The sequence below is a fragment of the Qipengyuania triglochinis genome, assembly GCF_054655615.1.
The window spans coordinates 457,963-483,832 of sequence record NZ_BAAHND010000001.1 but is presented as its reverse complement, the minus strand read 5'-3'; the positions used below and the strand labels follow the sequence as shown (position 1 = coordinate 483,832).

21 protein-coding genes are annotated in these 25,870 nt (G+C 59.1%); 12 read left to right on the top strand and 9 right to left on the bottom strand.

Going from position 1 to position 25,870, the window contains the following annotated elements:
- Positions 1-171: 171 nt before the first annotated feature.
- The 3 genes from pyrG to tpiA all read right to left on the bottom strand — a co-directional run bounded on the left by pyrG (position 172) and on the right by tpiA (position 3,103).
- Entirely contained in the window at positions 172-1,806 is a 1,635-nt protein-coding gene (gene pyrG, locus ACYQ0G_RS02420; protein ID WP_460098874.1) for a CTP synthase, read from the bottom strand.
- A gap of 104 nt (positions 1,807-1,910) precedes the next feature.
- Positions 1,911-2,270, bottom strand: a complete 360-nt coding sequence (secG, locus tag ACYQ0G_RS02415) for a preprotein translocase subunit SecG (RefSeq protein ID WP_460098871.1) — start codon at positions 2,268-2,270, stop codon at positions 1,911-1,913.
- A gap of 71 nt (positions 2,271-2,341) precedes the next feature.
- Positions 2,342-3,103, bottom strand: coding sequence for a triose-phosphate isomerase (gene tpiA, locus ACYQ0G_RS02410; protein ID WP_460098870.1), 762 nt, complete (start codon positions 3,101-3,103; stop codon positions 2,342-2,344).
- Positions 3,104-3,321: 218 nt separating this feature from the next.
- Here tpiA and ACYQ0G_RS02405 point away from each other — a divergent pair, with 218 nt between their 5' ends.
- From ACYQ0G_RS02405 to lexA, 9 genes are all read left to right on the top strand, one after another.
- The gene (locus ACYQ0G_RS02405; RefSeq protein ID WP_460098867.1) at positions 3,322-5,259 is read left to right on the top strand and encodes a peptidyl-prolyl cis-trans isomerase; all 1,938 of its coding nucleotides are present in this window, start codon (positions 3,322-3,324) and stop codon (positions 5,257-5,259) included.
- Between the two features lie 9 nt (positions 5,260-5,268).
- Positions 5,269-6,783, top strand: a complete 1,515-nt coding sequence (trpE, locus tag ACYQ0G_RS02400; RefSeq protein ID WP_460098865.1) for an anthranilate synthase component I — start codon at positions 5,269-5,271, stop codon at positions 6,781-6,783.
- The gene (locus tag ACYQ0G_RS02395; protein WP_460098862.1) at positions 6,780-7,622 is read left to right on the top strand and encodes a phosphodiester glycosidase family protein; all 843 of its coding nucleotides are present in this window, start codon (positions 6,780-6,782) and stop codon (positions 7,620-7,622) included. Before trpE ends, ACYQ0G_RS02395 begins: the two co-directional genes overlap by 4 nt.
- Positions 7,615-8,577: a prolyl aminopeptidase gene (gene pip, locus ACYQ0G_RS02390; protein WP_460098860.1), complete on the top strand. Its 963-nt coding sequence runs from the start codon at positions 7,615-7,617 to the stop codon at positions 8,575-8,577. Before ACYQ0G_RS02395 ends, pip begins: the two co-directional genes overlap by 8 nt.
- Before the next feature lie 60 nt (positions 8,578-8,637).
- Complete coding sequence (locus ACYQ0G_RS02385) at positions 8,638-9,252, top strand: anthranilate synthase component II (protein ID WP_460098858.1); 615 nt, start codon at positions 8,638-8,640, stop codon at positions 9,250-9,252.
- Positions 9,249-10,244: an anthranilate phosphoribosyltransferase gene (gene trpD, locus ACYQ0G_RS02380; RefSeq protein ID WP_460098856.1), complete on the top strand. Its 996-nt coding sequence runs from the start codon at positions 9,249-9,251 to the stop codon at positions 10,242-10,244. The genes ACYQ0G_RS02385 and trpD overlap by 4 nt, the downstream gene beginning before the upstream one ends.
- Complete coding sequence (gene trpC, locus ACYQ0G_RS02375) at positions 10,241-11,029, top strand: indole-3-glycerol phosphate synthase TrpC (RefSeq protein ID WP_460098854.1); 789 nt, start codon at positions 10,241-10,243, stop codon at positions 11,027-11,029. Before trpD ends, trpC begins: the two co-directional genes overlap by 4 nt.
- 133 nt (positions 11,030-11,162) lie before the next feature.
- Complete coding sequence (moaC, locus tag ACYQ0G_RS02370; RefSeq protein ID WP_460098851.1) at positions 11,163-11,636, top strand: cyclic pyranopterin monophosphate synthase MoaC; 474 nt, start codon at positions 11,163-11,165, stop codon at positions 11,634-11,636.
- 125 nt (positions 11,637-11,761) lie between these two features.
- Entirely contained in the window at positions 11,762-12,469 is a 708-nt protein-coding gene (lexA, locus tag ACYQ0G_RS02365; protein WP_460098849.1) for a transcriptional repressor LexA, read from the top strand.
- 30 nt (positions 12,470-12,499) lie between these two features.
- On the opposite strand, the gene ACYQ0G_RS02360 is transcribed toward lexA, so the two are convergent.
- The gene (locus ACYQ0G_RS02360; protein ID WP_460100589.1) at positions 12,500-14,581 is read right to left on the bottom strand and encodes a ComEC/Rec2 family competence protein; all 2,082 of its coding nucleotides are present in this window, start codon (positions 14,579-14,581) and stop codon (positions 12,500-12,502) included.
- A 130-nt stretch (positions 14,582-14,711) separates the two neighbouring features.
- Between ACYQ0G_RS02360 and gltX the strand changes: the two genes are divergently transcribed.
- Together gltX and ACYQ0G_RS02350 are read left to right on the top strand one after the other, a co-directional pair.
- Positions 14,712-16,142 carry a glutamate--tRNA ligase gene (gltX, locus tag ACYQ0G_RS02355; RefSeq protein ID WP_460098847.1) on the top strand — a complete coding sequence of 477 codons (1,431 nt, stop codon included), beginning with the start codon at positions 14,712-14,714 and terminating at the stop codon, positions 16,140-16,142.
- A gap of 20 nt (positions 16,143-16,162) precedes the next feature.
- The gene (locus tag ACYQ0G_RS02350; protein WP_460098845.1) at positions 16,163-17,449 is read left to right on the top strand and encodes a citrate synthase; all 1,287 of its coding nucleotides are present in this window, start codon (positions 16,163-16,165) and stop codon (positions 17,447-17,449) included.
- A gap of 210 nt (positions 17,450-17,659) precedes the next feature.
- On the opposite strand, the gene ACYQ0G_RS02345 is transcribed toward ACYQ0G_RS02350, so the two are convergent.
- Both ACYQ0G_RS02345 and ACYQ0G_RS02340 read right to left on the bottom strand, forming a co-directional pair.
- Positions 17,660-19,018 carry a sensor histidine kinase gene (locus tag ACYQ0G_RS02345; RefSeq protein ID WP_460098842.1) on the bottom strand — a complete coding sequence of 453 codons (1,359 nt, stop codon included), beginning with the start codon at positions 19,016-19,018 and terminating at the stop codon, positions 17,660-17,662.
- A 127-nt stretch (positions 19,019-19,145) separates the two neighbouring features.
- Positions 19,146-20,312 (bottom strand): hypothetical protein, encoded by a 1,167-nt coding sequence (locus tag ACYQ0G_RS02340; RefSeq protein ID WP_460098840.1) that lies wholly within the window; start codon positions 20,310-20,312, stop codon positions 19,146-19,148.
- Between the two features lie 211 nt (positions 20,313-20,523).
- Here ACYQ0G_RS02340 and ACYQ0G_RS02335 point away from each other — a divergent pair, with 211 nt between their 5' ends.
- A complete protein-coding gene (locus ACYQ0G_RS02335; RefSeq protein WP_460098837.1) occupies positions 20,524-23,145 on the top strand; it encodes a coiled-coil domain-containing protein in 2,622 nt (873 codons plus the stop codon).
- A gap of 3 nt (positions 23,146-23,148) precedes the next feature.
- Here ACYQ0G_RS02335 and ACYQ0G_RS02330 read toward each other — a convergent pair whose 3' ends face one another.
- From ACYQ0G_RS02330 to ACYQ0G_RS02320, 3 genes are read right to left on the bottom strand one after another with little or no spacing between them, the layout of a single operon-like run.
- On the bottom strand, positions 23,149-23,421 hold the full coding sequence (locus tag ACYQ0G_RS02330) for a DUF1467 family protein (protein ID WP_460098834.1): 273 nt from the start codon (positions 23,419-23,421) through the stop codon (positions 23,149-23,151).
- Positions 23,422-23,437: 16 nt separating this feature from the next.
- Positions 23,438-25,096 (bottom strand): ribonuclease J, encoded by a 1,659-nt coding sequence (locus tag ACYQ0G_RS02325; protein WP_460098832.1) that lies wholly within the window; start codon positions 25,094-25,096, stop codon positions 23,438-23,440.
- A complete protein-coding gene (locus tag ACYQ0G_RS02320) occupies positions 25,093-25,869 on the bottom strand; it encodes a type III pantothenate kinase (RefSeq protein ID WP_460098829.1) in 777 nt (258 codons plus the stop codon). The genes ACYQ0G_RS02325 and ACYQ0G_RS02320 overlap by 4 nt, the downstream gene beginning before the upstream one ends.
- Position 25,870: the final 1 nt, after the last annotated feature.

Sequence of the window (25,870 nt, the reverse complement as noted above, 5' to 3'; positions counted from 1 at the left end):
CGCTCTCTCAAACCGGAGAGCTGAGTCGAGGGTTACCTGCCCCATCTATAACAAAAGATAAAGTCGTGAAGGCGCATTTCCGATGTCCCCAAAGGGGTGCGTTGACCACGCGCCGGGCACCTTTGGTGGGATTACAGGAATTTACGTATACGGCCGAAGCCTCAGAAAAATTTATACGAGTCGCGCCTGTTCCAGTGCCGCACCGATAAACCCGGCGAACAGAGGGTGTGGATCGAACGGTTTGGACTTCAGTTCGGGATGGAACTGGACACCCACAAACCATGGGTGATCTGGTCTCTCCACGATTTCCGGTAGCAAACCGTCGGGGGACATGCCCGAGAAAATCAGTCCCTGCTTTTCAAGCGGCTCGATATACTTGCCGTTCACTTCGTAACGATGGCGATGGCGTTCGGAGATATCGGTTTCGCCGCCATAAATCGAAGAAACATGGCTGTTGGCGGCCAGCTTGGCATCATAGGCGCCGAGCCGCATGGTGCCGCCGAGGTCTCCGCCGGCTTCGCGGGTCTGCAGACCTTCTTCGGTCATCCACTCGGTAATGATACCGACGACGGGTTCTTCGGTGGTACCGAATTCGGTGGAGCTTGCCTTGTCGATACCCGCATTGCGTGCGCCTTCTACGCAGGCCATCTGCATGCCGAGGCAGATGCCGAAGAAAGGCACCTTGCGCTCGCGGGCGAAGCGGACGCTAGCAATTTTGCCTTCGCTTCCGCGTTCGCCGAATCCGCCGGGCACGAGGATACCATGCATTGGTTCGAGCTGAGCGGCGATGTCGCTGTCGTTCTGCTCGAACACCTCGGCATCGATCCACTTGATATTGACTTTGACGCGATGCGCCATGCCGCCGTGGATCAGGGCTTCGTTGAGCGATTTATAAGCGTCCTGAAGGCCGACATACTTGCCGACGACGCCGATCGTTACCTCGCCTTCGGGGTTCGAGTGGCGATCGACCACGTCGTACCAGCGCGAAAGATCGGGTTCGGGCGCGTCGGTGATTCCGAAGCCGCGCAGAACCTCGGTATCGAGGCCTTCGCCGTGATATTGAAGCGGGACCGAATAGATCGACGGCGCATCCAGAGCGGGAATTACCGCTTCCTTGCGCACATTGCAGAAATTGGCGATCTTCTGCCGCTCTCCATCCGGAATGGGATGCTCCGCACGGCACAGCAGCACATCGGGCTTGATGCCGAGGCTGGCGAGTTCGCGGACCGAGTGCTGCGTCGGCTTGGTCTTCAGCTCGCCCGCAGCAGCGATATACGGCACCAGCGTGACATGGACGCTGAGCGACTGCATCGGCTCGAGCTCGTTACGAAGCTGCCGGATCGCTTCCATGAACGGAAGGCTTTCGATGTCGCCCACCGTGCCGCCGATTTCGCACAGGATGAAATCGTGATCGTCCTGACCGGCAAGTGCGAATTCCTTGATCGCATCGGTCACATGCGGAACCACCTGCACGGTTGCGCCGAGGTAATCCCCCCGCCGCTCCTTTGCGATGATCTGCTGATAGACGCGCCCGCTGGTGATATTATCGCCCTGATGGGCCGAAACGCCGGTGAAACGCTCGTAATGGCCGAGGTCGAGGTCGGTCTCCGCGCCGTCGTCGGTCACATAGACCTCGCCGTGCTGATACGGGCTCATCGTGCCCGGATCGACGTTGAGGTAGGGATCGAACTTACGAATGCGGACCTTGTAGCCACGCGCCTGGAGAAGGGCAGCAAGCGATGCTGCCATGAGACCTTTGCCAAGCGAGGAGACCACGCCGCCGGTGATGAAAATGTACCGCGCCATGGGAGTCGGGCCTTAAGCGTGCGGGTTGAGTCGGCGCAAGGGAAAAGGCGCGCGACGAGGCGCGCTATCCACCATAGCGCAAGCGAATTCCGGAAATGCGGGCTTTATTCGGCCAGCGGATCGTCGGACGGAGCGGGAGCCTGCGCCGGGGCAGCAGGAGCGGCTGCCGGTCCGCCAAGCGGATCGTTTTCTACCGGTGCGACGGTGCGATCCAGCGTAGATTCGATCTCACCAGCGCCAACACCTTCGACGGCCATGGCAGCCAGGGCGATCGACAGCGCCACGAACGCTACCGCCAGCCACTTGGTCGACCGGGTCAGAAAATCTGCCGCACCACGTGCGCTCAACATCCCGCTCGGGCTGCCGCCGATTCCGAGGCCGCCGCCTTCGCTGCGTTGCATCAGGATTACCGTGATGAGTGCCGCGCCGATGATGGCCTGAACGACGGTGAGAAAGAGAAACATGGATGAGATACTCTGGGAAAGCTGTGAATTTCTGCGCCGCATCTAGAGGCAGCGCGGCAAAACGGCAAGCGTCAGGCCTCTTCGGTCTCCGACGCAGCCACGACGATACCAAGGAAACTTTCTGCCGAAAGGCTTGCGCCGCCCACCAGAGCCCCGCCCACTTCAGGCAGCGAGAGTATCTCGCGCGCATTTTCGGGCTTCACCGAGCCGCCGTAAAGAATTCGCACACCTGAAGACTGCTCCTCGCCATAGGTTTCATCGAGCAAGGTCCGAATCGCCTTATGCATGGCTTCGATATCCGCCGGCGTAGCGGTCTTGCCGGTGCCGATTGCCCAAACGGGTTCGTAGGCAACGGTCAGCCGCTCGGTAGGATCTTCGATCTTGGGCAGGCTGGCCCGCAACTGCTTGAGAACGAAATCTTCCGCTTCGCCCTTTTCGCGGATTGGCAGCGTTTCCCCGCAGCAAAGAATGATCCGCAGACCGGCTTCGATCGCGCTTTCGATCTTGGCATTGATCTGCTTGCTGGTTTCCTTGTGGTCACCGCGCCGTTCACTGTGCCCGATAATTACGAATTTGGCCCCGGCATCGGCAAGCATGGTCGCAGAAATATCGCCGGTATGCGCGCCGTCTTCACCCGGGAAACAGTCCTGCGCGCCCACGCCGATCTGCTCCGCTTCACGGTGAACGGCATGAATGAGCGTAAACGGAGGAGCCACGGCAACCTCCGCTTTCATATAGCGCTGGGCGGCACGGTCGATCGCGCGCGCTTCGGGCAGCATGGCGCGCGTTCCGTTCATTTTCCAGTTGCCGACGATGTAGGGCCGTTCGGCCATAGGTAAGTCTTCCTGTAGTGAATCGCTGTTCGGGCGCGAGGCTATATAGGTCGTAAGCGCCGGACCGCTAGACGTGGTTCGTTAATAGGTCAAAACCGGACAGGACCTGTTGCGGCCTGGTCGCAGGGCGGATAAAGCGCGCCCCACAACCGGTTTGTTGCCGCCGATCATCCGGCAGGCAGCGGCCAAAAGCACACGAAAAGGCATCTTCGCAAGCCATGCTCACGTTTTTCCGGAATTTCTTCAAGACCAAGATCGGTCTCGCACTGGCCCTGGCCTTCCTGGTCCTGATCGGGTTCGCCTTCGCCAGCATGGATGTCTCCAATTCGGGTGCATTCGGCGGTGTGGCAGGTGGAAACAGTGTTGCGGTCGTAGGAGACGAGAAGATCGGCACGGCCGACCTCAACTCGGCGGCCAACAGCGCACTTCAGCGTACGCGCCAGCAGGATCCCGAAGCGACCATGCAGACCTTGCTTGCGGGTAACGGCCTCAATGATGTCCTCGACGATCTCATCAACCGGTACGCCCTGATCGCCTGGGGCGAGCAAAACGGACTTCGCGCCGGCACGAATCTGGTGAACAGCGAAATTCGTCAGATTCCTGCCGCTCGCGGTGCCAGCGGGGATTTCAGCACCGACAGCTACAACATTTTCCTGCGCTCGAACGGGCTGACGGATGCCGAGCTGCGTCAGCAAATCCGCACGTCGCTCTTCTTCCAGCAGTCCATCCTCCCTTCGGTATACGGCTCGAAGCTGCCTGACAGCATCGCGACCACCTATGCGCGCAGCTTCAAGGAACGCCGGTTCGGCGCGATCGCTACGATCCCGGCCAGCCTTTTCGCACCGGAAGGCGACCCGACGGACGCGCAGCTGAACAAGTTCTACACCGATAACCGCACACGCTTCGTCCGCCCCGAACGCCGGACTTTGCGCTATGCAACGTTCGACAGCAGCGCATTGGGCGACAGCATCGAACCCAGCGATGCCGATATCGCGGCTTATTATCGTGATAATGGCGACGAATATGCCGCGCGCGAACTGCGCAGCTTCACGCAGTTGATCGTTCCGACGCGCGAGGGAGCGGAAGCCATCGCCAAGCGAATCCAGGGTGGAGAAAGCTTCGCACAGGCCGCCGCCAGCGCTGGCCTGCGGACGACCACGGTCGATGCGCAGGAAAAAACGGAAATCAGCAGCACCGCTTCGCCAGCTGTAGCAGATGCGTATTTCGGTGCTGCCCAAGGTGCGGTAACGAAGCCTGCACGCAGCCCCTTGGGCTGGCACATCGCCCGCATCACCGAAGTGGACAGCCAGCCTGCCCGCGCCCTCGCCAGCGTCCGTAGTGAGATTGCCGACCAGTTGCGCGAACAAAATCGCCAGCGGGGCATCGCCGAACTGGCGGTCGATATCGAAGATCGTCTCTCCGATGGTGCGTCGCTTCCCTCCGTCGCCGAAGAACTGGGTCTGGACCTGCAGACGACCGAGCCGGTCACTGCTTCCGGCACAGTATACGGAACGCAACAGCAGGTGCCGGAGGTACTGCGTCCGGTGCTGAATTTCGCATTCCAGATCGACGAGAACGAAGCGGAAATCGGCGCCCTGCCTGACGGCCAGACTTTTCTGGTCTACGATGTCACCGATATCACTCCGTCGGCCGTCGCCCCGCTCGCTCAGATTCGCGATGAAGCGGTGGCACAGTGGCGGCAGGTTCGCGGCGAGCAGTCCGCCAAGGCCGCTGCCGAACGTATCGTGAAGCGGGTCGAAGGCGGGCAAAGCCTCGCTGCGGCCGTCGCTGCGGAAGAAAAAACCATTCGCGCGCCAGAGCAGGTCAATTACAGCCGCGAGGAACTGGCCCGGTTGCAGAACACCCGCGTTCCGGCACCGATCGCCCTCATGTTCGGCATGGCCAAGGGAACAGTCAAGAAGCTCGAAGGCCAGGGTGACCAGGGATGGTATGTTGTTGATCTCGAGAAAATCGAGCTCGAGGATCTTACCGAAAACGATCCGCTGATCGCACAGGCCCGCAGTCAGGTCGGTCAGGCATGGAGTTCGGAATATGGCGAGCAGCTGCTGACCGCCATGCGCGCCGATGTGGGTGTCGAACGCAATGCCGATGCAATCGCGGCGGTCCGTCGCCAGCTCCTCGGCGAGCCTAACTGAGGCCGCGCCTTGACCGGCAAATTGAACGGTTACGCTGCGGCGCGTGATGCGCTGGAGAAAGGCGACCCGGCGCTCGTCTGGCGCCGGATCGTGGCCGATACGGTTACGCCGGTCGGCGCTGCCTTGCGCCTGTTCGAGGAAGGGCGCGGCGATTTCCTGCTGGAATCGGTAGAGGGCGGCGAAATCCGCGGTCGTTACAGCCTGCTTGGCCTCGACCCTGACCTGGTGTTCCGCGCCAGCGGTAACGAGGCGGCGATCAATCGCGAATGGCAGACCGATCGCGAGCGCTTCGAAACATGCGAGAGCGGCACGCTGGACGCGCTACGCGAACTGCTGGCGCAGTGCCGGATCGATGTGCCCGAGGAGCTGCCCCCCGCCCTCGCCTGCCTGGTCGGCTATTTCGGTTACGAGACTATCGGCCTGGTCGAAAAACTGCCGCGCGCACCGGAGAATGCGCTGGAAGTGCCGGACATGCTGTTCGTGCGCCCCACACTTATAATCGTCTTCGATAGCCTTGAGGACACGCTCTATTGCGTTGCTCCGGTCTGGCCCTCGCAGGATGCGGCCGACCTCGTGCTCGACCGGGCGCAGGAGCGGATCGATACGGCGTTATCTGCTCTCGGCTCCGCACTCGACATGGGCGGCGCCAATGCTGCCGACCATCCCGAGCCTGCACCGCAAGCGACGCTGCCGCCGGAAGATTTTGCGGCCATGGTTTCGCGGGCGAAGGACTACATTACAGCAGGCGACATCTTCCAGGTCGTCCTGTCGCAGCGGTTCACGGCGCCATTCTCCCTGCCGCCGATTTCGCTTTACCGGGCCCTGCGCCGGGTGAACCCCTCACCGTTCCTCTATTTCCTCGATTTGCCCGGCTTTGCGGTGGTGGGATCGAGCCCGGAAATCCTCGTGCGCGTGCGCAATGGCGAGGTCACGGTCCGCCCGATCGCCGGAACGCGGCCACGCGGCAAGACTGCGGCGGAAGACCGCGAGGCCGAACTGTCCCTGCTCGCCGATCCGAAGGAACGGGCCGAGCATCTCATGCTGCTGGACCTCGGGCGCAACGATGTGGGCCGGGTCGCGCAATCGGGCACCGTCACCGTTACCGATAGCTTTACCGTCGAACGCTACAGCCACGTCATGCATATCGTCAGCAATGTCGTCGGCCGTCTCGATCCTGCGCGCGATGCGCTGGAGGCCATGTTCGCAGGCTTTCCCGCCGGCACGGTCAGCGGTGCGCCCAAACTGCGCGCCTGCGAGATCATCGCCGAGCTGGAGCCTGCCACCCGCGGCGCCTATGCTGGGGGCGTCGGCTATTTCGCGCCCGACGGCTCGCTCGACAGTTGTATCGTGCTGCGCACCGCGGTGCTAAAGGACGGCACCATGCATGTGCAGGCTGGCGCAGGGATCGTTGCCGACAGCGATCCCGCCTATGAACAACGAGAATGCGAAGCCAAGGCGGGCGCACTGTTTGCAGCAGCGCGCGAAGCCGTCCGCCTCGCGCAGGAACCCGGTTACGGCCAATGAAATACGCACTCCTCGCCCTGCCCCTGATGCTGCTCGCCGCGTGCGAGCCTGCGCCTGAGGGCGAACCCGTTACCCGTACGCGCATCGATGGCCAGGGCAGCCCTTCCGACGCGCCCACACCCAGCGATACCGCATCGGGCACGACGCGGGTCGAAAGCGCCTGCCGTTCGATCATTTTCGAGGACAGCCCCTTCACCCACTGCCTCGCCACGCCCGCGCGCCACACCGTGTCGATGGATCTTGGCCCATCAGGGGAAGCGCCGTACCGTAGCCTCACCGCATTCTCGCGCACGCAGTCTCCGGACAGCATAGCCTTCGCGATGAACGGCGGCATGTATGACGATGAAGGTAAGCCCATCGGCTATTATGTCGAGAATGGCGATCGCCTGCAGACGCTGAATACGGCCGGTGGCGAAGGCAATTTCCACATGCGTCCCAACGGCGTCTTCTTCGGCACCGACGGCAAATGGGAAGTCCGCGCAACGGACGATTTCCTCGCCAATGTCCGCGAGCGGCCACAGTTCGGCACCCAGTCCGGGCCGATGCTGGTCATCGACGGCAAGCTGCATCCCGAAATCTCGCAGGACGGCGAATCCCGCTATATCCGCAACGCGGTCGGTGTCGACGACAAGGGCCGCGCCCATTTCGTGATTTCCAACGGCCCGGTCAGCTTCGGCAAGCTCGCCCGGTTCTATCGCGACGAACTCAATGTGAAGAACGCACTCTATCTGGACGGCAATGTCTCGGCCCTGTGGAATCCCGCCACGGGCCGCCTCGACACCGGCGCGCCGATAGGGCCGATCATCGTGGTCGGAAAGAAGGACCAGCAAAGTGATTGAATACGAACGCACTCTCTATCCCGAAATCGAGCCCTATGAGACGGGAATGCTGGATGTCGGCGAAGGCCATTCGCTCTATTATGAGCGGGTCGGCACGCCGGGTGCGAAGCCTGCGGTGTTCATGCACGGCGGCCCGGGCGGCGGCATGTCGCCGGCGCATCGCCGCCAGTGGGACCCGGAACTGTACGACGTCCTGTTGTTCGACCAGCGCGGCTGCGGCAAATCGCTGCCCTTCGCCGAGATCGAGAATAACGACACCTGGCGCATCGTCGAAGATGTCGAGAAACTGCGCGAAATGTGCGGCCATGAAAAATGGCAGGCCTTCGGCGGAAGCTGGGGCGCCACCCTCGCGCTCGCCTATTCGCAGGCCCATCCCGACCGGGTGACCGAGATCGTCCTGCGCGGAGTCTTCCTCGGGCGGCAGACCGAGAAGGACTGGCTCTACAAATATGGCGCCAGCGAAATCATGGCCGAACAATGGGACGATTTCACCGGCCTCATCCCGGAGGAAGAGCGCGGCGATCTGGTAAAGGCCTATTACGAGCGGCTGACCAGCGACAACGAACAGATCCGCCTCTCTGCAGCGCGCGAATGGTCGCTGTGGGAAGGCAATGTCGCCACGCTGCTGCCCGATGAAGAGCTGCTCGACACGTTCGCCGATCCGTCGAAGGCCGTGCCCTTCGCCCGCATCTGCGCCAAATTCTTCCTGCAGGACTTCTTCCTGGAGGAAGCGCAGCTGCTCAAGAATGCGGATCGCATCAAGCATATTCCCGGCATCATCGTGCAGGGCCGCCACGACATCTGCACTCCGCCGGTTTCGGCGTGGGAGCTGAAAAAGGTCTGGCCCGAAGCCGAACTGTGGATCGTGCAGGACGCCGGCCATGCCGCCAGCGAACCGGGCATCATCGACGGTCTCGTCCGCGCGACCGACAAGCTGGCCGGCAAGGAGGGGTGATGATCCCGGCAGCTTTCCTTGCTTGAAAGCTGCGCCGCTCACGCCCAATCAGCGCAGAACATGACTGCCAACCGCTCGATCCTCGTCGTCGACAATTACGACAGCTTCACCTTCAACCTCGTCCATTATCTGATGGAACTGGGTGCGGAGGTGGATGTCGTGCGCAATGATGCCATCACCGCCGATGAAGCCATCGCGAAGGATGCGGCGGGCTATCTCATATCGCCCGGCCCTTGCACGCCGAACGAAGCGGGTGTCAGCCTCGATCTCGTCGCCGCCTGCGCTGCCGCCGGAAAGCCGCTTCTGGGTGTCTGCCTCGGCCATCAATCGATCGGGCAGCATTTCGGCGGCAAGGTGGTTCGCGGCGGGCTGATGCACGGCAAGACGAGCGATCTGACCCATGACGGCAGCGGCGTTTTCGCAAACCTGCCCTCGCCCTATACCGCCACCCGCTATCACTCGCTGGTGGTAGAGGATATTCCCGGCTGCCTGGTGGTAAACGCTACCAGCGAAACGCCCGGTCTCGACGGGTCGAGCGTGATGGGCTTCCGCCACGAAAGCCTGCCGATCCACGGCGTCCAGTTCCATCCCGAAAGCATCGCGACCGAGCATGGCCATGCCCTGCTCGCCAACTTCCTTGCGATCTGCGGCGTGGATGCCAAGGTGCCGGCATGACCAGAGCACTCCCCTCCGCCGACACGCATCTGACCGAAGATGATGCGCATGAGATTTTCGGCTGGATCCTCGACGGTGAGGTGGGCGAAGAGGAAATCGGCCGCTTCCTGGTCGACATGTCCGCCCGCAGCGAGACGTCGGAAGAGATTGCCGGAGCCGCGCGCGCGCTGCGGGACCGGCTGATACCGGTGCCCGCGCCGGAGGGCACGATCGATTGCTGCGGCACCGGCGGCGACGGGCATCACACGCTCAACGTCTCGACGGCAGTCAGCCTTGTCGTGGCGGCGTGCGGTGTTCCGGTGGCGAAGCATGGCAACCGTGCCGCCAGCTCGAAATCGGGCGCTGCAGACACGCTGGAATGTCTTGGCCTCGACATGGAAGCCGCGGGAAGAACTGCCGAGAAAACCTTGAACGAATTGGGAATTTGCTTCCTTTTCGCCAAGAACCATCACCCGGCCATGGGCCGCATCCAGCCCATCCGGCAGAAACTGGGTGTGCGCACCATCTTCAATCTGATGGGGCCGCTTTCCAACCCCGCAGGGGTAACCCGCCAGCTGATCGGTATCGCCCGCCCCGCCTATGTGCCGATCTACGCGCGGGCGAAGGCGCGCTTGGGGACCGAACGGACATTCATCGCTTCCGGTGACGAAGGACTGGACGAACTCAGCCTCGCTGGCGGCAACGAACTGGCCGATGTGACCGGCCATGATTTCGAAATGCGCCGAGTGGTCGCCGTCCAGGCCAATCTCCCTCATTCTCCGGTCGAGGCCATAAGGGGCGGAGATCCCGCCTATAACGCCAAGGCGCTCGAAGCGCTGCTGATGGGCGCGCCGGGCCCCTATCGCGATGCGGTCCTCTTCAACGCGGCTGCCTCGCTGATTGTCGCAGGGAAGACGGACGATTGGGCAGCAGGAGCCGACATGGCAGCCGATGCTCTCGACAGCGGACGGGCAAGACAATTGCTGATCGACTGGATCGCACTGGCCAAATGAACAAGCTTGAACAAATCTGCGCGACCAAGCGCGAAGAAGTGGCCGCGCGCAAAACGCAGCGCAGCCTCACCGACCTCGACGCGGCGGCGCGCGACCAGACCGCGCCCCGCGGATTTCACCGCGCGCTCGAAACGAAGCAACAGGACGGTTTCGGCCTGATCGCGGAGATCAAGAAAGCCTCGCCGTCCAAGGGGCTTATCCGTCCCGACTTCCAGCCCGCCGAACATGCCCGGGCCTATGCCGCGGGCGGTGCCGCCTGCCTGTCGGTGCTGACCGATGCGCCTTACTTCCAGGGCCATGAAGACTATCTCGTCGCTGCCCGTGCAGCCTGCGACCTCCCCGTCCTGCGCAAGGATTTTGTGGTCGATCCGTGGCAGGTCGCCGAAGCACGGGCGCTGGGTGCGGATGCGATCCTCATCATCGTGGCGGCGCTGGAGGATACGCAAATGGCCGAGATCGAGGCTGCGGCCTTCGAGCGTGGCATGGACGTCCTCGTCGAAGTCCACGATGCCGCCGAGATGGCGCGGGCAGCCTGCTTGAAGTCACGGCTTCTGGGCGTGAACAACCGCAATCTCAAGACCTTCGAAACCGATCTTGCCACCACGGAAGAACTTGTCACTCTGGCGCCAGAGGATGCATTGCTGGTCGGCGAAAGCGGGATCTTCACCCATGACGATTGTCTGCGCCTGTCCAAAGCCGGTGTGCGCAGCTTCCTCGTGGGCGAAAGTCTCATGCGGCAGGATGATGTCGAAGCGGCAACGCACCGGCTCCTGACGGGCAATTAACGCTGTCCTACACAGGCAGCCCGCGTCATAGGTCGGCAATGCAGATGTCCGACCCTCGCTTACCGAATTCCGGGGTTTTTAGCTCCAGGGATGTGCTCCAGGCGCTCCTTCCTTCAGCTTCGAGGTCCGTACCATGAACAAACTCACCCACCTCGACGACAAGGGCGCGGCGCATATGGTCGATGTCGGCGGCAAGCGGGAAACCGCGCGGCGGGCGGTTGCCGAAGGGCGCATCCGCATGAATGCCGACGCGCTGGATGCGATCATGGCGGGGGCGACGGCGAAGGGCGATGCGCTCGCCACGGCGCGGATTGCCGGGATCATGGCCGCCAAGAGAACGGGCGATCTGATCCCGCTGTGCCATCCGCTTGGCCTCGAAAGCGTGACCGTGGAGTTCGAGCGGGAAGACAGTGCTATCCGCGTGGTGGCCAGCGCCTCGCTCACCGGCAAGACGGGGGTGGAAATGGAGGCCATGACCGCTGCCGGGATCGCTCTCCTCACGGTCTACGACATGGGCAAGGCGATCGACCGCGCGATGGTGATCGACGGCGTGCGCCTGCTGTCCAAGACCGGCGGCAAGTCGGGCGACTGGCAGGCGGAGGACTGAAAGGGGAACAGCTGTTCTCCCCAACTGGCTCGAAAATGGCTGTATTGCTTGACTTGTGAAAATCGGTTGCCTAATTGTTCCACATTCGTTCACAGGGTTGTGAACAGGAACATGGGAGTTTTCCGATGCTGACTGCCAAGCAGCACGAGCTGATCCGCTTCATTCAGGAAAAGCTGGAGGAGACCGGCATTTCCCCCTCTTTCGAAGAGATGAAGGAAGCGCTCGACCTCAAGAGCAAGTCCGGCGTGCACCGCCTGATCTCCGCGCTCGAAGAACGCGGGTTCATCCGCCGCCTGCCCAATCGGGCGCGCGCGCTGGAAGTCATCAAGCTGCCCGAAGATTCGGTCACCGGGACTGTGCGCGCGGCCACGGCGTCTGCTCCCCCGGCAGCAAACGACGCTGTCGTTTCGGCGCATGCAGCCAAGCCGGTCGCACCCGAACCGGCGAACGACATCATCGAGGTTCCCTTGCATGGCCGTATCGCGGCCGGTGCCCCGATCGAGGCGATCGAAGGTCAGTCCTCAATGCCTGTCCCTGCGGCCCTGCTCGGCCCCGGCGATCATTACGCCCTCGAAGTCAGCGGCGATTCCATGATCGAGGCTGGTATCTTCGATGGCGATTTCGCACTGGTGAAGCGCACCGAAACCGCTCGCGACGGGGAAATCGTGGTCGCTCTGGTCGATAACGAGGAGGCGACGCTCAAATACCTCCGCAAGGAAGGCGCCATGGTTCGCCTCGACCCTGCGAACGGCAGCTACGAACCGCAGGTCTATGAGGCTGGCCGCGTTCAGGTTCAGGGCAAACTTGCTGGGCTGTTGCGCCGCTATCACTAATCCCGATGGTAAAGGGGCGGTACGCGCGGCCTAATCGCCGGTCGCCCCTTTCCACCATCCATGGCTGCCTTGATGCTCTGCCACGGTTTCGATCACGTGATCGTCGAGATAGATGGCCAGCCCCCCGTTCTCTTCCAGGAAACGGCGATCCGACTTCAGCCACTTCGGCCTGCAGCTTCGGGGCAGCCAGCGATCTGAGATCACGATATCGGCCCTTTCGCAGGCGGCAGCAAGAGCACGCTCGTCGATCATCTCCCGACTGCGCGAGACAAGGACAAACCATGTGTCGCCGTTCCGCGATATCGGCAGGCTGCAAAAATCCGGACTACATTGCGCGCCCGGCCAGCGGTCGAGAGCCAAAGGTGCGACTTCCGTTCCGGCGAGTTCGACAAGATTACCCTGCGCATAGCTACCCGGTTTGTCGCGAAGCACGAACAACCGCCCATCATCGCCAACCAGGCCGACATCGCGCCCATCCCTGGCCACGAGAATATCCGGCGCTGCAGCCGTAGCGAGCATGGATGCCCCTATCGCAACCGGACCAAATCCAGCCAGGCGCGCCCTCCCCCGCCACAAAGCGAGCCATAAACCGCCAGCAACAAAGAAGAGGACAGTCGAGAGGCCGATATACGGAACAAGCTTCACCGCCCCCGGCTGCGCTGCGGTTACATGCGCGATCCAGAGCATCAGGTCGAGCGACTGTCCTGCAAGCCACCAGAACGGCGCGCCTGCGCCGAAAAAGTCGAGCAGCAAAGCGATGGCGATCAATGGCATCGAAGCGAATGTGACCAAGGGAATGGCGATCACATTCGCGAACGCGCCATAGAGCCCGGCGCGATGGAAATGGAACAGGACGATCGGAGTAAGCGCGATCTCAATCACCAGCCCCGTAACAAACAGCATTACGACCCTCTTTGCAGTACGCCGCATCCAGCTTTCCTCCGTGGGTGCCAGAAAGTCGCGAACAGGACTGCAGTTATGAAGAGCCACGATCGCAATCACCGCTGCAAAGCTCATCTGAAAGCTGGGCCCCACCAGCGATTCCGGCCAGAGAAAGAGAACCACGGCGGCCGCCGCCGCTACCATCCGCATCGATAACGGCTCTCGTCCGAGCGCCAAGGCTATGAGAACCAGCAGAGCGCCGACGCAGCTTCGAACGGTGGGCACCTCAGCGCCAGTCAATAGGGTGTAGGCAATGCCTGCACCTGCGGCGATCGCAGCAGCCAGCAGCGGCAAACGAATGCGCAGCGCCAACCATGGACAAAGGCCGAGAGACTTCATCACAAGAAAATAAGCTGCCGCGATTACGGCGCTAACGTGCAGCCCACTGATGGATAACAGATGGGTCAGCCCTGCGTCACGCATGGCGGCTTCGTCGGCTTTCGCAATCGCTCCGCGATCCCCGCTTGCAAAAGCCGCCGCGATTGTCCCCGCAGAACCCTCCAGCCTCTCCCGCACGTGGTGAGATAGTCCTTCCTGAACTCGTGCAATGGTACCGGAGGATTGCGGTGCTGGTTCGATCAGTTTGATAGTGCCGGATAGCGAACCTGTGGCCGCGTATCCGTCGAACCAGGCCCTCCGCGCAAAATCATAAGCGCCGGGCAGCAATGGCGGGGCAGGCGGCATCAAACGCGCTTTGAAGTGCACGCGCGCACCCGGCCCATACGCAGGAGAATAACGCTCACTGGGAACGTTGACTCTTACCTTGAACGCCTCTCCGCTCGCGCCATCACGAGCTGCCACCACCAGTCGCGCCCGCCCTTCAGCTGGCTGCAACTCTCGTTCAAGAATGCGTGCGTCGAGTGTCATCATGCGCGGGTAGTCGATGGGTTCGGCACCAATCAGCGCGGACCTTGCGGATATCACCGCGAGTCCCAGTGCTATTGCCAACCCTATTGCTGCTACAGCCAGGCGCAGATTGGGGTAATCGCCCGTTCCTTTCCACAGGCCGGCTGACACGAAGAACGACACGCAAATTGCGGCAACCATTATCCATTGCCACGGTTCATGCAGCACAAACCATAAGCCAATGCCGGTCGCTAAAAAGACCGTAAGCCAAGGACCTCGGTCGAAGGAAGAGCGGTCCAGAAACGCTTCCGCAGCCGTGGCCATTCTGGACATTGGAGCACGCATACGCCAAGGGCGCTGCACTGCAGCATCGGCGGGCCGATCCCCTTCGCCGAACGGCACGATCGGCGTCCCCTGTGTCGCCATGCAAAGACTTGAAAGGAAAGACGAAGCAATGGCAAGCGAAACCAGCAAGCAGGTGGTTACACGATTTGCGCCCTCGCCTACCGGCTTCCTACATATTGGTGGGGCGCGCACTGCGCTGTTCAACTGGCTATATGCTCGCCACCATGGCGGAAAGACCCTACTGCGTATCGAGGATACAGATCGTAAGCGCAGCACCCAGGATGCCATCGACAAGATCATCGAAGGCCTGGACTGGCTGGGTCTCGATTTCGACGAGCCACCGGTTTTTCAGTCTGATCGTGCCGAACGCCACGCAGAGGTCGCAAGGCAATTGCTGGAAGCTGGCCATGCCTATAAATGCTTCGCCACACCAGAAGAGCTTGAAGCTATGCGTGCAGAGCAACGCGCCCAAAAGCTTCCCATGCGATATGATCGCCGTTGGCGGGACCGCGACGAAAGCGAGGCTCCGGAAGGTGCACCCTATGTCATCCGCCTGAAAGTGCCGACCGAAGGCGAGACGGTTATTCAAGACGAAGTGCAAGGTAAAGTCACTGTCCAGAACGCTGAAATCGACGACTACATCTTATTACGCGCCGACGGGACGCCGACCTATATGCTCGCCGTGGTAGTGGATGATCACGACATGGGTGTAACGCATATCATACGTGGCGATGATCACCTGAACAACGCATTCCGCCAACTGCCAGTAGTGCGAGCAATGAACAACATCGAAGGTGGCTGGCCGGATCCGGTTTACGCGCACGTGCCGCTCATTCACGGGAGCGACGGGGCGAAGCTGTCGAAGCGACATGGAGCAGTAGGTGTTGAAGCCTATCGAGATGAAGAAGGCGTCCTTCCCGAAGCCTTGTTCAATTACTTGTTGCGCCTTGGTTGGGGGCATGGCGACCGCGAGGAAATCACGCGCGAAGAGGCGATTGAGTTGTTTGATCTTGATGGTGTGGGCAAGAGCGCGTCGCGCTTCGACATCAAGAAGCTGCAAAATCTTAACGGTCACTATATTCGTGAAGCGGATGATGCACGCCTTGCCCGCCTCGTCGCCGCCCGCATTGGCGATAATGCGGATGAAAAATTGCTCGCCGAGGCAATGCCGGTTTTGAAACCACGTGCAAAAAGTATTAACGAATTAACTGAAGGCGCGGCATTTCTTTTCGTAGAACGCCCTTTGCCGATGACGGAGAAAGCAGCTTCGCTGCTCGACGATGAAGCACGTCACCGCCTGGGGGTCCTGTCGGCCCGCTTAGCCGAGGAAAATCACTGGACAATCGAGGCTCTCGAAGCCACTACGAAAGCGTATGCCGAAGAGCTGGAATTGGGTCTCGGCAAGCTGGCGCAGCCTATGCGGGCTGCGTTAACGGGCACCACCACATCGCCCGGAATTTTCGATGTACTGGTCCTGCTGGGCAAGGAAGAATCGCTCGCGCGCATAGATGCGCAAGCTGCGCCCGCCGGAACCGAATGAATTGAACTGAGGAGATTAGCGTGGCCGATAAACAGGCAACTCTCAACCTAGGCGACCAGAGCCAGGACTTTCCCGTCCTCGAAGGTAGCGTCGGGCCGGATGTGATAGACATCCGCAAGCTCTATGGATCGACCGGCAAATTCACATACGACCCAGGCTACAAGTCCACGGCGAGCTGCGAAAGCGCGCTGACCTACATTGACGGTGAAGAGGGCGTACTTCTTCACCGTGGTTATCCGATCGGTCAGCTGGCAGAGAATTCGAGCTTCATGGAAGTCGCATATCTCCTGCTCAATGGCGAACTGCCGAGCCAGGATGAGTTGGACGATTTCGATTATACCATCACGCGCCACACAATGGTGCATGATCAGCTGCGCCAGTTCTACCAGGGCTTCCGCCGCGACGCGCACCCTATGGCAATCATGTGCGGCGTAGTTGGAGCACTTTCGGCGTTCTATCATGACAGCACCGACATCTCCGACCCCGAACATCGGACCATCAGCAGTCACCGGCTGATTGCCAAGATGCCGACAATTGCGGCGATGGCGTACAAATACTCGATCGGCCAGCCTTTCATGCAGCCGAAAAACGACCTCAGCTATACCGGCAATTTCCTTCGAATGACTTTCGGGGTTCCGGCTGAGGAATACGAAATCCATCCCGCGATCGAGAAGGCGATGGACCGGATCTTCATCCTCCATGCCGATCACGAACAGAACGCGTCGACTTCGACGGTGCGTTTGGCTGGTTCGTCGGGTGCTAATCCCTTCGCCTGTATCGCAGCCGGTATCGCCTGCCTTTGGGGCCCCGCCCACGGTGGTGCGAACGAAGCTGCACTGAACATGCTGCAGGAAATCGGTTCGCCTGATCGTATTCCGCACTATATCGAGCGGGCCAAGGACAAGAACGATCCGTTCCGTCTGATGGGCTTCGGTCATCGCGTTTACAAGAATTACGATCCGCGCGCCACGGTGATGCAGCAGACTCTGCGTGAGGTGTTCGACGCACTTAACGTCAACGATCCGGTATTCGAAACCGCTCTCAAGCTTGAAGAACTCGCGCTGAATGACGATTATTTCCGCGAGAAGAAGCTTTTTCCGAACGTGGACTTCTATTCGGGCATCATCCTGAATGCGATCGGTTTCCCGACCACGATGTTCACGGCGTTGTTCGCCCTCGCCCGCACGGTCGGCTGGGTAGCGCAGTGGAACGAGATGATCTCCGATCCTGGCCAGGTCATCGGGCGTCCGCGTCAGCTTTACACCGGCCCCACCGAACGCGACTACGTTCCAATCGGTCAGCGCTAAATGCAATTTTTCCTCAAGGTCTTCGGAGTGGCATTCATGCTCTCCGGAGGCCTTTGGGTTTTACAAGGGTTATACCTGGTATCTTGGCCCACCGACAGCTTCATGCTGGCGGACAGCCGTTGGGCTGTGATAGGCTTTATCGTGTTTGCGGTAGGCTTTGCGCTTTTCCTAAGAGGAAACCGCAAGGCTTAGCTTTAAGTCCCTGACAGTTTAATCTCCGCCGGGCACGGCAAGAATGAACCGCGCTCCCTGACCCGGTGCACTTTCAACGGTGAGATCACCGTGCATTGCTCTCGCTATTCGCCGCGAAATATAAAGACCAAGTCCAGTTCCGCCATCTCCATCATGGCCAAGCCTCTCGTATTTTTCGAATATTCTGACTTGTTCTTCCGCAGTCAAACCGAACCCTTGGTCGGCGACCGTAACCAGCGCTAGTCCGTCTGCCGCGTCAAGCCGCACCCAAACCCTGCTGTCTTCCGGTGCATAACGGATGGCATTACCAATAAGGTTGAGCAGCACTTGGAGGACGCGTCGGAATTCGGCGATGGCGCGTTGGCTTTCTCCTTCTGGTGGCGGCTCTAGCTCGATTCCCCTTTCTCTTGCTCTGACCCGCAAAATTCCGCAGGCTCTTCGAGCTACATCCCCAAGATCTATGCGATCTGGTGCCGTCGTAAAACCATCTGACTCAATAACGGCAAGATCAGACAGATCATCCATAAGACCCAATAGATGTTGCCCTGCACTGGCAATGTCCGCTGCATAGTCGCTATACTCGGCGGCTAAAGGCCCCGCTAGCTGGGTACGCATCGTCTCGGCATTCGCAATTATACGGTTTATTGGCTGCCGCAGCACGGGCGTGAGGTCTCTGCCAAGCGAGGGGGTACCCGCTGGAATGGCGGGCTGAGCCACCCGCGATTGGCGGGCGAAGAAATGGATTGTAGTGGTTTCTCCAAGCGGATCTTCATCATCCGTACCTTCAATCCACACCGTCCACTCTTCAGTCGTATCGGGAAATCTACAACTGAAGGACACTGCTTTCTTCGCGGCTTCGTTCATCTCCTCGGGGCTTGCGGGTAAGCAGATAAATCGAGTCCAGATTTGGCCTAGGTTTTCACGCAAGCGCTTCGCGATCCCGTCAAATTCTGAACCCGCATTGTCGACGGCAATAATTCTCTGGAATTGATCAATCTGAATAGTCAAATCGGAAAGCTGAGCCAAAATCTCGCCTCTGCGGCTCCCAGCTCGCACATGCCTTTCACAGAGCAGATCCTCGACATGCCAAGCGAGAGTTTTGATCGAACAGCCTGCTTCGCCATGCCTTCTCGGTTGAACCTCAACCCAAGCAGAAACTCGCTGGTCCTTGTCGATCGCCGTAAATTGGCGCGACAGACACTGGTCGTATTCCCTTGCCTTGACCACGATGTCGAGCAGTTCCGGAATAGCCAAGGTTGCACCGATGCGCCCTCCACACTCGACGTTGAGGCGCCCGAGTAGTCCGTCGGCCTTTAAGAGACGGTCCGCATAATCCGTTTGTGCAAAGCCGAGTTCTCTGGACTGGAGGCTTTCCATAGTTGTCGATCTTTCTATCGATCGGCCGAAACTGGCTTTTCTCGATACCTGTCGATTCCACGTCGATCGTCGATGTGGCCATTCGATGCGCCTGCCATAGCTTTAAGGCTGCACGGTTAATACCTGGTTATACCGCGCGAGCACCCCTGAAAAAACGCGAAACCAAGACAAGAAGAGCTAGGATCGCTGTCATCTCCGCAGAAATTTGCAAGAAAGCTGCTGCGCTCAGCAAAATCCCTACACTTATTCGATCAGCGTATGAACGCCGCCATCGATTGTTCGCGTAAGTTTCGCCAAGCTGTAGTAGTCCGAACAGGATGAGCGGAGCGAAAAACCCCATCCAGCCCAGCCCTTCGGGCGCGATTAGGCCCAGCAGTATAACGAAAAGCGGATCAAGCATGTATTTCAGGATGCGGCGTGAATAGTATGGAAATACTGTAGACCTCCCTTTTAAGGCAACTCGATCAACAACGGTCGCAAGATGGTTGAAGAGCGCTACGAAGGTAGCAAGAATGAGACCATAGCTCGGAAGGTTGAAAAACGCAGTCAACACGGCACCAACCGCGCACGCCATCGCGATTATCGATGGGAGGAACTCTGTCTTCTTGCCGATTATGTCACGAGCAAGCCTGGCCCCAGCGCGCTCTGCGATCGCCATTCCGGGGGCACGGAACGAGATATTTTCGCGCTGCGCGTCTATCCAGCGCTTTTCCCTCGCCGCTAGCGCGTCAACATCCGGAACAAGTTGCCAATCGCCTTTTGAAATCAGGCCTCTGTCCAGCAATGTAGGCATAACTCCGTTTTGCAATGCGATCCGCAATAAAGCCGAAACGACGTCGACATCCTCCGGCAAATGCTCGAGCTCGCCTGCCAACTCGCCCGGCGCGCGCAAGATGCCGCTCCAAGCAAGCCCTCGATCAATCCTCTCATAACCCAGAGGAACCGCGATATCGGCAGGAAAAGCCGGAATACACTGGCATTGCATGGCGGCGATGGCTGCTTCTTCGTCAGCTAATAGACCGCTGGAAAGAAGGACAAGTTCATCTTCGCGCCCGATCATCCCCGGAAGGCGACCCGCAGATTTCACCGCCCTGAACTTCACTCCTGCCATTTCCGCACGATTTTGAAGATCCAAAACTTGGGCCCCGATGGATTCCGCCAAGCAAATGATGCGATCACACCCGATCCGCAGGGCAAGGTCGAGCTGGTGTTCGGCGATCGTTACTCCAGCGAACCGACGGAAAGCTGCCCGTACTTCACCTTGCGAGCCATCTGTATCCAGCGTGGACAGCACTGCGATACGCACGGTTTCTCCTCAGTTGTGGTGTTCGAAGCTGCCCCGCCCCGCTAGCTCGCAAAATCCGCCGGTGCAAATCGCCGCTGAAGGGGAATTTCGTTATTGTTCTTGACTTGGTCGGTTGCGAAACGGGGTAAAGCGCAGCATTCTGCGGGTTACAATAGTTAACAAGGGTTTCTGCCAGCGGTTCTTGTGATAGAACCATACTATGAAAAAACGCTCACATATCTCGGTAGTGGATGGCGCTGATACCGCCGATGGTAATCTCGCAGAACCGGTCGCTGAGAATGCCCCCGAATTCTCGTCCAGCGATGAGGAATGGGTCGAGACCGAATGGGTGGAAGAAGAGACAGAAACACGGCCCAGTAGTTGGGCCATCCCATTATTTGCAACAATGGCAATTCTGGGATGGACCGCCTTCTACATTTGGGCAAACGCCTCGGTTTTCACAGATCTTTCGGCGCGAGAATGGGCATCGCTGGCAGCAAATTGGTCGGTGCCCGTCATGGTCATCCTGGTGTGCTGGGTTCTCCTCTCGCGCACGGCCACTCGCGAGGCTGCGCGTTACAACAATACCGCACGTGCTTTGTCAGAGGAAACAGCGCTGCTCGAGCGACGTCTGGTCACCGTGAATCGTGAACTCAGTCTCGCGCGGGAATTTCTTGGCAACCAATCGCGCGATCTGGAATATCTTGGCCGCAGCGCATCCGAACGGATCACCGTACACGCTGAAAACTTACGAGGCTTGATCGCGGAAAATGACGATCGACTGAATTCGATCGCAGCCATCAGCGAGACAGCATTGGAAAACATGGAGAGGTTGCGCGGGGATTTACCGGTTGTCGCCAATTCGGCCAAAGACGTCTCAAATCAAATCGTCGGAGCAGGCCGGACCGCTAGGGATCAACTTGGCGCTCTCGTTTCGGCCTTCGAAAGACTGAATGAATTTGGAGAAGCGAGCGAGCGGCAAGTTCACGCGCTGCGACAAAGGGTCGATGAAGCGCTCTCCGCTTTTTCCACGCAGGCCGGCCAACTCGAGACAATAGCCAACGAACGGTTCGCAACCCTGGTCGAAGGCAGCGATGCTATCCGGAGCGATTTGCAAGCACAGGAAATCGAAGCGCTTTCGGCACTACGAGCACGCAGTCTTGCGTTGCGAAACGAGCTCGCAGATACCCATGCCGAAGTATCGGCTCAGGAAGACAATTCCGTCACGGCAATGAGAGAGCGAATGGAAACTTTGCGTCGCGAAGCAGGAGAGATCGCGTCGTCTGTGAGAGAAGGAGAGGACTTGGCGATCGACGCATGGACGCGTCAGATCGATGTGATGAAAGGCAGTCTCGAAGCAACCGTCGAGGAAATCAAAACGATCGACAATGCAGCGCTTGACGCTGCCCATGCCAAACTTCGCGCTCTTTCCGAAGAAGCCGCTCAAGTGGATGCACGAATTGCGGAACGTAACCAACAGTTCGACGAAGATACTGCTGAACGGACTCAAGCCTTGGCGGATGCACAGGACGCCCTTGCCGCTCAGATGAACGAGAATATGGCCTTACTCGACGAAGCGATCGCCGCTCGGCGAGAAGCACAGCGCGATCAATTGTCAGCTCTCATTGTCGAGGGAGACGAACTCGGTGAGCGCGTGAACGCCCTAGGTCTGACTTTCAGCAAAGTTGCCGCCCAAGGTCATGAAGCTAGAGAAGCCCTCTCCGGCGGCATCGACGCGCTCTCCAAGCAGCTTCGCAACAGCAGGGAAGCGCTCGACGGTACGGATCAGGATATCGCACGTCTGACCGATGCAAGCGTCCGCTTGTTGGAGCTCATCCAGGCAAGTGCCAAAAAGACCGGTGAAGATCTTCCCAAGGCGATGGAAATGTCTGAAGCCGGCCTTGTAGAGCTCGAACGTCGTTCAGAGAGAGTGCACGCATTACTGGAAGACGCGCGCGCCACCGGTGAAGCACTCGATGGCGGGATGGAAACTGTTGCCAATCGACTGAACAAGGCGATCGAAGACATAGGTACCTTCCAGACCGATTTTGACGGTTCATCGGCGCGGCAGGTCGAGGAAGTCGAACGTCTTCGGGCAACACTTGCCTCTCTGGCATCGGACAGTGACACATTTGCGGAGCAGGTACAGGCTGAATTACGTGACGCGATCGCCGCATTGGAAGACAAGGCCAAGACGGCGCTCGCTTCTATAGAGGACGAGCAAGCGGAACGGATTTCTCGATTGGCAGAAAAAATCGGTTCCCGTAGCGCCGATGCAATTTATCGCGCTCTCGCCGAGAAAACCGAAAATGCGCTGGAAGAACTTGATGCAGCGCGAGCCCGGTCGAATACGGCGACGCGTGAGATGGCCCAAAATCTTCGAGATCAGCTGGCCAGGCTCAACGACCTTACAAATAACTTGGAGGCGCGCGTCGCGCACGCACGTGACAAGGCGACCGACACAATCGACAGTGATTTTGCTAGGCGTGTCGCTCTGATCACCGAAAGCCTGAATTCAAATTCGATCGATATCGCCAAGGCCTTGTCGAGCGAAGTCACCGATACGGCTTGGGCAAGCTATCTCCGAGGGGATCGCGGTATCTTCACGCGGCGCGCCGTTCGGCTCCTCGACAGTTCCGAAGCACGAGAAATCGCATCAATTTACGATTCTGACAGCGATTTCCGAGACCACGTCAATCGGTACATACACGATTTCGAAGCGATGCTCAGGACTCTTCTTTCTACCCGGGATGGCAATGCGGTCAGCGTAACGCTGCTGTCGAGCGATATGGGCAAGCTCTATGTGATCCTCGCGCAAGCGCTCGAACGATTGAGGCAATAAGGGTCAGTTGGCGGTGGGGCCCCAGAAAATGAGGTCCCTAGCCTCGATCCATCCAAATCCATAATTGAGTACGTATAATGTGGTCAGCAAGGCAGCGAGCACAGTGGCGCGCTTGGCTATGAGGCCAGGTCTGAAATTTGCCGGGGCACTATCAGCTTGTCCCGGCACTTTCTCAAGGCCGGCTTCTTCGTGAGTCTGCACTCCGAATGGAAGCAGCACGAATGCGCTTACGACCCAAAACAATGCGTAGATCGCAAGGATCGAAGTCCAATCCATTGGCAAATTCATCGGATTAACTCAGCCCAATGGTAGGAAGTATTACACGCACTTGGGGGCGCTTTCCCGACCATCGCTGAGCCGCACGGCGCGCCGCCAGACGAGCCGCTTCATGGACCCTGCTGCTTGACTTGCGATCCACACCCTTCAATTTTCCTATCGCGGCACGGATATCCTCGACAGTTTCTCGAACGAAGTCGTCATAATCTTCATCCAATGGCAGCCCCAGACTATCGATGATGGGATTGAGGCGGTCGTCGAGAGCAACCATTACGACACCCTCCTGCATGATACGACGACGCATGACGATGCTATCTCCGTCTGCCGGGGTTATGATATCGCCATCAAGAACGAGCCGCCCTGCCCTTACCTCGGCAATTTTTCCCGGTGCGCCTGGAGCAAGCCTAACAATATCACCGTTCTGCTGCACGACAGCATCCGCAATGCCATTGGCCCGGCCAAGCCGCGCCTGTTCCTGCAAATGCCGCATTTCGCCATGAACTGGCACCAGCACGTCGGGGCGCAACCAGCCATAGAGAGCTTCCAACTCCGGACGTCCGGGATGACCGGATACGTGGATCATGCCCTGCCTATCGGTAACCATCGTAACACCCTTGGATGCCAGACGGTTTTGAACCGCGCCGATGGCCAATTCATTACCTGGAATTTGTCGGCTGGAGAAAAGAACTACATCTCCGGAAACCAGTTTCAGGGGATGATTGTCCTCCGAAATCCGGGAAAGTGCAGCTCGAGGCTCCCCCTGGCCCCCGGTTGCCAGGATCAGCACTTCGCCGCGCGGTAGTCCCATTGCCGTATCGAAATCGACTGGTTCGGGAAAATCCGTCAGATAGCCATTCGCTTGAGAAACTTCGATGATGCGATCAAGCGAGCGGCCCGCAACGCATATCTGTCGTCCCGTCTCGCGAGCAACCTCTCCAAGTGTATGCAGTCTGGCGACATTACTTGCGAAGGTTGTCACCAGCACGCGTTTGCCGGAATGTTTCTGAACCTCTTCAAGCAAGCCCTTGAATACAGCCCCTTCTGATCCGCTTGGCGACGGATTAAAGACATTTGTGCTGTCGCAGACTAGCGCAAGAACTCCCTCGTCACCGATCTTGGTAAGTTCTTCCTCTGTAGCAGGTTCACCGATTATAGGGTCTTCGTCGAGCTTCCAGTCGCCGGTATGGAATATCTTCCCGTGGGGCGTGTTGATCAGTAACGCGTTACCCTCGGCAATCGAGTGCGCGAGTGGAATATAGGTGACCTCGAAAGGTCCCACATGAAAGCTACCGTGATCTTCCTCAATAACATGCAACTCGACTTCACGCTCGAGATTGGCTTCCTGCAGCTTTCTCCGCACCAGTTCCGCCGTGAAGGGCGTGGCAAAGATCGGGACCTCGAGATCCGCCGCGAAGTAAGGCACTGCCCCGATGTGATCTTCGTGCGCATGGGTCAGTACGATAGCCTCGAGATCTTCGTCTCGGTCTTCGATGAATTCGAGATCGGCGAATACCAGATCGACACCCGGATACTGTCCGCCCGAAAACGTCATTCCCAGATCAACCATGAGCCAGCGCCCCTGACATCCGTACAAATTGACGTTCATGCCGATTTCACCCGATCCTCCTAACGCGAGGAAAAGGAGTTCGTCTTCTGGGCTGTAATTCTTTTTCAAGGGGATGCGCGCTCCGCTAAAATGGCGAGGCCGTCGAGCGTAAGGTCGCTATCAACGGCGTCGAATAGATTGGTGTGCTCGTCAAAAAGAAGAGCTAATCCGCCAGTGGCGACCACTTTCGCAGGCCGCCCAATCTCCCGCTTCATCCTCTCGATCAGACCTTCAATCAAGCTGACATAGCCCCAGAACACGCCGATCAACATCTGTTGCTCGGTATTTCTGCCGATCACGCTTTCGCTAGCCGGTTTTTCGATAGCAATACGTGGAAGCTTGGCGGTGTTGCCGACGAGAGCATCCAGAGAGAGATTGATGCCTGGCGAGATTATGCCGCCCTTATAGGCACCGTTAAAATCGACCATATCGAATGTCGTCGCTGTACCGAAATCGATTACGATCAGATCACCATCGTATTTTGCATGCGCGGCCAAGGCATTCAGGGCACGGTCCGCACCCAACGAACTGGGCTGCTCGATGTCGAGTTCGAAACCCCATTCGGCTTCCCCCTGTCCGGCGATTACAGGCTCGACGCTGAAATACTTCTGAGCGAGTACGGTGAGATTGTGAATTGATCGCGGCACGACCGAACCGATGATGATTTGTTTGATATCTTCGCGCGAATAACCTTCCAGATTGAGGAGCTGAAGAAGCCACACAGCGTATTCATCGCCAGTCCGTCTTGCGTCAGTCGCAATTCGCCAGCGCGCCTTGATATCGCGCCCGTCGAAAAGCGCGAAGACTACATTGGTATTCCCGACATCGGCCGCCAGCAGCATG